This window comes from Spirochaetales bacterium (assembly GCA_016930085.1).
In the GTDB taxonomy this organism is placed as follows: domain Bacteria; phylum Spirochaetota; class Spirochaetia; order SZUA-6; family JAFGRV01; genus JAFGHO01.
The window spans coordinates 19,929-27,360 of the sequence record JAFGHO010000024.1 but is presented as its reverse complement, the minus strand read 5'-3'; the positions used below and the strand labels follow the sequence as shown (position 1 = coordinate 27,360).

Below are 7,432 nucleotides of genomic sequence, written 5' to 3'. Positions count from 1 at the left end.
GAAATTTCGATGATTGCGTTGGTTTTCGTTGTTCGTGTTGCGGGAACGACAGCGGTATATCGCTATGCGAGATATACCGCCGCGCCGGAGTCTGAGAGCAGGGCAAATGCACAAAAGGGTCATCGAGGAACCCGGGAGATCTCCCGGACTCCATATCTGGAAACAACCGCTAACCCGGATATCTCACAATTACAAGAGTTCATATTGAAATGTTTGTTATCTGTTTATTATAAAGTGACTTACATATTAAAGCCGGTTTTTGGCGCTTTTCTCAAAAAGCAAACGTGAAATTTCCGTACACAAAAAACCTGTTATAAGCATTTCCCGGTCTCCCGATATTAATAACAGGGAGAGAAAGACGTGATTCAAGGAATCGGTGCTGCGGCGCCTGTTTTTATTCCCAATATCATTCGCCTGCGAAGCGGCGCGGGAAAGGTCGCGGCTCCGGTTCAGCGGCACTATATTCCGTACGCCCGGTTCAGGCATATAACGGGTGTCCCGAGCGGAAATAACAGCGCGGGGGTTCCGGTGTACAAACTCAGGGTCCTCGACAACCTCATCGACCGGCTTGTTTCCGGCGGGGCGGGTAATTCATTCGCGCAGGAAATAACAAACGACAACATCGACCTCATGATCGACCGGGCCGCGCGGGAAGTTCGCTCCAGAGAGACAGCTTTACGGATGTCCCCCGCGGTTTTTTCTCCCCGTGCGGGTATCGTGATCGACACCTTTGCCTGACGGCCTCCATCGTAATTAATGCGGTTTTTTCACAAACAGTAGTTGTCCCGGGTTAAAAAGTATTCAGGGGAATCAGCGCATTGTCTTCGTCATACCATGCTTCGAGCAGTTCGAGCCACGCCTCGACGGTCCCGTTGCTGTTGTTCGTGCAGAAATCGATTTCACCGTAGTAATGGCCGCTTGTGTCTTCAAGGGGACTCAATGTATACCATTCCATTGCCTCGTAGTACGGCTGTTCGAAATGTGTTCTTCGATTTCCCTGCGGAAAGGTGATAAAGAGCCCCCGCTTGACGGCTTCACCGGGCCCGAAGTAATTGCCGTATCCTTCGCTTGCATAGGCGGCGATAATCGTGTCCGAAAGCGCGTCGATGACATTCTCCGCCTTCTCCACAAGGGGTCCGGAAAAGTAAAGAAAGTTCCCGCTGATATGGATACAGAAATCGTTCAGCTCGAAATAGGGATATTTCTTCGCATCCTCTTCATTCCAGTCGGAAAAAAAATGGATCGAGTCGTCTCTGCAGATTTCTATCGCGTCTTTCCGGTTTTCCTGGTGAAGCCCCACGGCAAAGGCATCGACTGCGGTTTTGAGTGTTTCCATTTTTTCGAGATCCACGGCCGCCATTGTCTGTAATGGGTCCGATTGCGTCGAGTCGCGGTATGTCTGAACGGCGAGGGCGGCAAGCGATTTCCCGTCCCACGGAGAGGCATCCGAGGTCATCCCGGCAATAAGGGCGGTATAATCCCAGCCGTCCATCTGTTCTTCGGCCATGGAAGCCGTCATGGCGTCGGCGAGGTTTCTCGCCTCGTACGCCGTTTCCACCGCCGCCATCAGGCACGCGTCGAACCCGATAAAATCGAGTTTCGTTCCGCCGAAGACCGATGTAATCGCGTCCTGAAGCTCTTCCATACTCAGCTGGTCTTCATTGCTCGAGTCGTCCCTCCCGATTCCACGCAACTTCGATTCCTCTTCAATGGGACCCGAAAACGGCCCGTCCCCGTGGTTCCAGAACAGGAGACCGTAATGATCGGTCTCATCGATATAATCGAGGTCAGTGCAAAAACCCAGAAAGTCGGCGAGTGTCCGGCTGTCACCCATGTTCCGTTCGATGCTGTCGAGGGCGTCAATTGCAAAACCGTAGCGGTCATATTCGTCGTAAACTTCAGGTGAATCAATCTCGCCGTTCAGGCTCGAGAAAGCTCCGATCCTGTAAAGCGCCGTATCATCCGGCCCCGACAGCCCCTTACGGTCGAGGAGAACGATAATCTGAAGAGACGAGGCGATGCCGGGATATGTCTGGGCAGCCTGGTATAATCCGGCCTCCATTTCGTCGATATCGTCGACCGCGTAAGCGACCATGGTTTCCGGATCGTAGCCGTCCAGGTTATTGTCCGCGTCCATATAGATCATAAAGGTCCATGTATGATCTATATTCGGGGCGAACGACGCGTTGATTTCCTGGTGAATGTTGTCTGTCGGATTGACCAGGATATCATCTCCGCCTGAAGGCGGCTTGCATGCCGGGAATAAAAGCGGTAATAAGACAAAAATAATTATACGTTTATATGATTTCACGGCGCCCCTTTGGAATTGTAACAGTATAGCATATCTTTCATTTATAATATAGCCCCAAAAAACCGAAAAGACAATCAAAACGGGAGACGGTTTACCGCGCGGTTTTTACTGTTTTCGCAATCGTCGCTGTGTAAAAGTGTAGTCTGCCTCAAGGTAAACGGCGGGAGGGAGTTGATCGGTCTCTGAAATTAGTATAGAGTAAGGCAGACTCCCCGGTTACCGGGGGAGTGGGATGAAAATTCAATAATAAGGAGACTGCAATGTTTTCACCGCTTGAACAATACGACCCCCAGATTTACGAACTTATCCGGCAGGAACAGGCGCGGCAAAGCGGATCACTCCGCCTTATTCCCTCTGAAAATTACGTGTCGCGCGCCGTCATGCTCGCCACGGGGAGTTGTCTTACCAATAAATACGCCGAAGGGTACCCCGGAAAACGGTATTACGAAGGACAGCAGGTGACGGACCTCATCGAAACGGTCGCAATCGAACGGGCCAAGAAGGTGTTCAAGGCAGATCACGCCAATGTCCAGCCGTACTCCGGATCGGTGGCGAACTTCGGTGCCTATAATTCGCTCGCAAAACCGGGAGACACGATCATGGGTCTGGAACTCAGTTCAGGCGGGCATTTAACGCATGGTTCCAAAGGAAGCATAACAAGCAAGATTTTCAATGCCGTCAATTACACGGTCGATTACAAAACGGGAAAACTCGACTATGACGAGATCGAAAAACTCGCCGTGAAGGTGCATCCGAAGATTATCATTTCCGGTTATACGGCGTATCCCCGCGAGATCGATTTCAAGCGTTTCGGCGAGATCGCGAAAAAAGCCGGGGCGTTTCATGTCAGTGATATCGCCCATATCGCGGGTCTTGTCGTGGCCGGGCTGCATCCGAGCCCGGTCCCCTATGCCGATATCGTGGCATCGACGACCCACAAAACACTGAGGGGCCCGCGGGGCGGCATGCTTCTCTGCAAACAGGAACACGCGAACAAGGTCGACAAGACCATCTTCCCGGGCCAGCAGGGGGGGCCGCACATGCATACGATTACGGCGATCGCCGTCGCGCTTGCCGAAGCGGATACGGTCGAGTTCATCGAGTACGCCAAACAGATCATAAAAAACGCGAAACGCCTCGCGGAGAAGCTTCTCGAATACGGATTCGATCTTGTTTCCGGGGGCACCGACAACCACCTTCTTCTCATCGATTTGCGGAACAAGGGAATTCCGGGAAAGAAGGCCGCCAAGGCCTTTGACCGCGCGCGGATCGTGACGAACTTCAACACGATTCCGGGTGATCCGGCATCGCCGTTTAATCCCAATGGTATCCGTCTGGGAACACCAGCGGTGACGACACGGGGCATGAGAGAGGAACAGATGGACTCCATCGCCCGGTATATCCATACCGTTATCGAGAATATCGACAACGAATCCGTTATCGAGAAGGTGGGAAGGGAAGTATTGATGCTCTGTTCGCAATTTCCCGTGCCAGGCCACTTTATCCTTCCGGGAAAATCGATCAGTCATCCGCTTACGAATAAAGCGTTATAGAAAAGGGGGTGAGGGGCCAATGACACCGGTTACATCGTCAAAGGAATGGAAGGCGCTCGAAGATCATTATATTGAAATGTCGAAGGTCCATATGAAAACCTTGTTCGCGGAAGACCCGGATCGCGTTAAAAAGTTCAGTCTGGCGGATTGCGGTCTTTATGTCGACTTCAGCAAGAACATCATCACGGACCGTACCCTCGAATTACTCGGAAACCTCGCCGTGTATGCCGGGCTTGAAGAGGCGAAAAAGGCGATGAGAAGCGGGGAAAAGATCAATGAGACCGAAAACCGCGCGGTACTCCATATCGCGTTGAGAAACAGATCGAATGCGCCGATCGAAGTCGACGGTGAGGACGTGATGCCGGATGTCAACGGGGTACTGGCAAAGATGAGGGATTTTACCTTCAGGGTGCAAAGCGGATTGTGGAGGGGCTACAGCGGAAGAAAAATTCGGTATGTGGTCAATATCGGCATCGGCGGCTCAGATCTCGGGCCGCATATGATTACCGAGGCATTACGGCCGTACGCGAACGGCCCCGAGACCTTGTTCGTGTCGAACGTCGATGCCACTCATCTTGTTGAAACACTGAAAAAAGTCAGGCTCGATGAAACCCTGTTTATCGTCGCGTCAAAGACCTTTACGACCCAGGAAACCCTCACGAACGCAAAAAGTGCCCGGGAAGCGGTCCTTACGTATTACAACGGGTGTGAAGCCGCCGTCGCCAGGCATTTTGTCGCGATTTCGACGAATGAAGCCGCCGTCCGGGAGTTCGGGATCGATACGCAAAATATGTTCGAGTTCTGGGACTGGGTGGGAGGAAGGTATTCCTCCTGGTCTGCCATCGGTCTTTCCATTATGTTACGAATCGGGTACGAGAATTTTATCGAATTTTTATGCGGCGGCCATGACATGGACGAGCATTTTTTCAGAAAACCGCTCCGGGAAAATATACCGGCCTCCCTTGCCCTTATCGGCATATGGTACAACAACTTTTTCGGCGCCCAGACCTGCGCCATTCTGCCGTATGACCAGTACCTCCACCGGCTTCCCGCGTATTTGCAGCAGGCCGATATGGAATCGAACGGGAAATATGTCGATAAGGCGGGAAACAAAGTCGATTATCAGACCGCCCCCGTTATCTGGGGGGAACCGGGAACAAACGGCCAGCACGCCTTCTATCAGCTGATCCACCAGGGAACGAAACTCATCCCCGCCGACTTTATCGCCCCGGCTGTTTCGCACAATCCGGCCGGAGACCACCACCGGAAACTGATCGCCAATTTCATTGCACAGACTGAAGCGCTTATGAACGGAAAAACATTCGAAGAAGTGAAATCGGATACGGCACTCGTTGCAAAGCTGAAAAAGGGAGGGTATTCGGATCGGGATATCGACAAGCTTCTGAAATACAAGGTTTTTTTGGGAAACAAGCCATCGAACAGTATCATGTTCAAAAAACTCACGCCGCGGGTGCTCGGATCGCTTATTGCGATGTATGAACACAAGATATTCGTGCAGGGAGTGATCTGGAATATTTACAGCTACGATCAATGGGGTGTGGAACTCGGGAAAAAGCTGGCGCAAACGATACTCGCGGATCTTGACAAGGATATGAAAACCCCCGGCGTGAAGCCGGCTCACGACAGTTCCACAAACGCCCTTATCCGGTATTATTGTGATAACATCGAATAGGGACTATCCTGTCATCCGGTTGTCATTTCTTGATAACAAATATCTTTTCAAGATGAATTTCTATAAACTGGTTGTAAAGACTGTCTGAAATACCGTCTATCTCCATGACACGTTCGGTGGATTCCAGGAACTTGAAGAAATTGAGTAATCGTCCGATTGCCGAAGAGATTGAGATTTTAACTTCCTTCATATGAAAGATAACCTTTTCGAATTTTTCTATACGTCTTATTCTATTGAGTACGTCGGCCAGTCTTTTGTCTCCGCTCGTGTCGAGATTGCCGTAAAGAGTGATGTGGATGACTTCTTCCGTTTGTTTGAATTCGATTTCCATTCTTTTATCCTTCATTCCTCATTTATCCCTGCCGCTTTCTGTCCCGAGGTATTTGCAGACGTTCACCCATAATGTACAGGATGCGGCCCAAAAAGACAATACACGGCAGGGCCGGGCGGGCGTTTTATTTTTATTTTCCTGTTTATTTTTTGCTTGATTCCGCATATTAAATATTATTATAATCAAGATGTAGCAATGGAAAAAGGGAGCGCAAGATGAAACGAAAACTCAGTATATGCCTTGTTATTATATTTTTGTTTCTTGTATGGGGGCTTTACGGTGAACAGCGTAAGGAAATTTATGTGCGGTCGTTTCTTATCGATACCGTATATGTTCATAAACTCGGTTATTGTGTGACGTTTCACAGGCCGTCCGGAATCGGGCTTGGTGTCTTCTATGTCCCGTATCGCTGGTTTTCCGATTTGAACGGGGTCGGTGACGTTATTTTCGGAAAGGATTCCTCCTATCCCTATTTTACCATAGTATGGATTAATGGAAAATTCAGCAGGATAAAGCTGTATGTCCATGAAAATCTCGACCATTATACCTGGGACAGACTCGAAATCCCGGGGGATCTCGCACGGAAGCGATTCGATATCGATCCTGAAAACTTCAAGATCGAATATTAGGCCCCTGTCGGTTCTGCCACACCGTCTTATCCGCGTTTTTCCCGGTGTTCCACCCTCCCGTCATCATGGCCGATAAAGAGATCGGTAACCGGCAGCGTAAAGATGCCGTTTTCCATAATTCCGGGAATTTGATTGATCTTTTGTTCCATTTCGACAGGATCGAATGCCGTATTCATGGAAATGTCGAGAAGCAGGTTGCCCTGTTTGGTGATGACCGGTCCGGCGATTTGCAGGGCAAGCCGCAACGAACAGGTCGCCCCAATGCTTTCCAGTGTTTTTATGACCGGAAAAACTGCGGACGGAACGACTTCGACGGGAATCGGATGCGTCTGGCCGAGATATTCCACCAGTTTCCGGTTTTCAGCGATAATTGCATACGATGATGAATAAAAGGCTACGATTTTCTCGAGGAGCAGGGCGCCGCCGCCGCCTTTTATAAGATTCCATTCGGGATCGATTTCATCCGCCCCGTCAATGGTAAGGTCAAGACGCCCCCCGATTGCACTGTCGTTCAGACTCCAGAGCGGCATGCCGTATTGTCTGCATTCCAGCTCTGTCTGAATGCTGGTCGGAACAATGAATAGATTCATTAACTCACCCCGATCGCGCTTTTGTTTAATATATCTCAGGGCCTCGACTGCCGTTGATCCGGTACCCATTCCCAATTTCATACCGTCACGCACCAGCTCATCGACAACGGTCTTGCCGATATGTTGTTTTATCTCATGATCTTTCATTTATCCTGATTCAACTCCTCACCTATAAAAAATAATCTTCAGGCTGACACTTTGCAGGGCAGCCGGCCGGGACATGGACCCGGATATCGTTTTGAAACCAATCCAACATTTGATTTGAAAAAATAAGAAGAATTGGTAATAATATATATAAAATAAGTCGACAATATCTCAATAATTT

8 protein-coding genes are annotated in these 7,432 nt (G+C 49.9%); 5 read left to right on the top strand and 3 right to left on the bottom strand.

What is annotated here, in order from left to right; all coding sequences use genetic code 11:
* The coding region (locus JW881_04335) for a hypothetical protein (GenBank protein MBN1696719.1) at positions 1–288 on the top strand (288 nt) is incomplete at its 5' end.
* Between the two features lie 72 nt (positions 289–360).
* Positions 361–738, top strand: coding sequence for a hypothetical protein (locus JW881_04330; GenBank protein ID MBN1696718.1), 378 nt, complete (start codon positions 361–363; stop codon positions 736–738).
* A 52-nt stretch (positions 739–790) separates the two neighbouring features.
* Here the strand turns inward: JW881_04330 and JW881_04325 are convergent, their stop codons facing one another.
* Positions 791–2,311, bottom strand: coding sequence for a hypothetical protein (locus JW881_04325; protein ID MBN1696717.1), 1,521 nt, complete (start codon positions 2,309–2,311; stop codon positions 791–793).
* Positions 2,312–2,571: 260 nt separating this feature from the next.
* Between JW881_04325 and JW881_04320 the strand changes: the two genes are divergently transcribed.
* Positions 2,572–3,864 carry a serine hydroxymethyltransferase gene (locus tag JW881_04320; GenBank protein MBN1696716.1) on the top strand — a complete coding sequence of 431 codons (1,293 nt, stop codon included), beginning with the start codon at positions 2,572–2,574 and terminating at the stop codon, positions 3,862–3,864.
* A 19-nt stretch (positions 3,865–3,883) separates the two neighbouring features.
* Entirely contained in the window at positions 3,884–5,557 is a 1,674-nt protein-coding gene (gene pgi / locus JW881_04315; GenBank protein ID MBN1696715.1) for a glucose-6-phosphate isomerase, read from the top strand.
* A gap of 22 nt (positions 5,558–5,579) precedes the next feature.
* On the opposite strand, the gene JW881_04310 is transcribed toward pgi, so the two are convergent.
* Positions 5,580–5,903 (bottom strand): hypothetical protein, encoded by a 324-nt coding sequence (locus JW881_04310; GenBank protein ID MBN1696714.1) that lies wholly within the window; start codon positions 5,901–5,903, stop codon positions 5,580–5,582.
* A 200-nt stretch (positions 5,904–6,103) separates the two neighbouring features.
* Here JW881_04310 and JW881_04305 point away from each other — a divergent pair, with 200 nt between their 5' ends.
* Complete coding sequence (locus JW881_04305) at positions 6,104–6,517, top strand: hypothetical protein (GenBank protein ID MBN1696713.1); 414 nt, start codon at positions 6,104–6,106, stop codon at positions 6,515–6,517.
* 26 nt (positions 6,518–6,543) lie between these two features.
* On the opposite strand, the gene rpiA is transcribed toward JW881_04305, so the two are convergent.
* On the bottom strand, positions 6,544–7,254 hold the full coding sequence (rpiA, locus tag JW881_04300; protein ID MBN1696712.1) for a ribose-5-phosphate isomerase RpiA: 711 nt from the start codon (positions 7,252–7,254) through the stop codon (positions 6,544–6,546).
* Positions 7,255–7,432 lie beyond the last annotated feature (178 nt).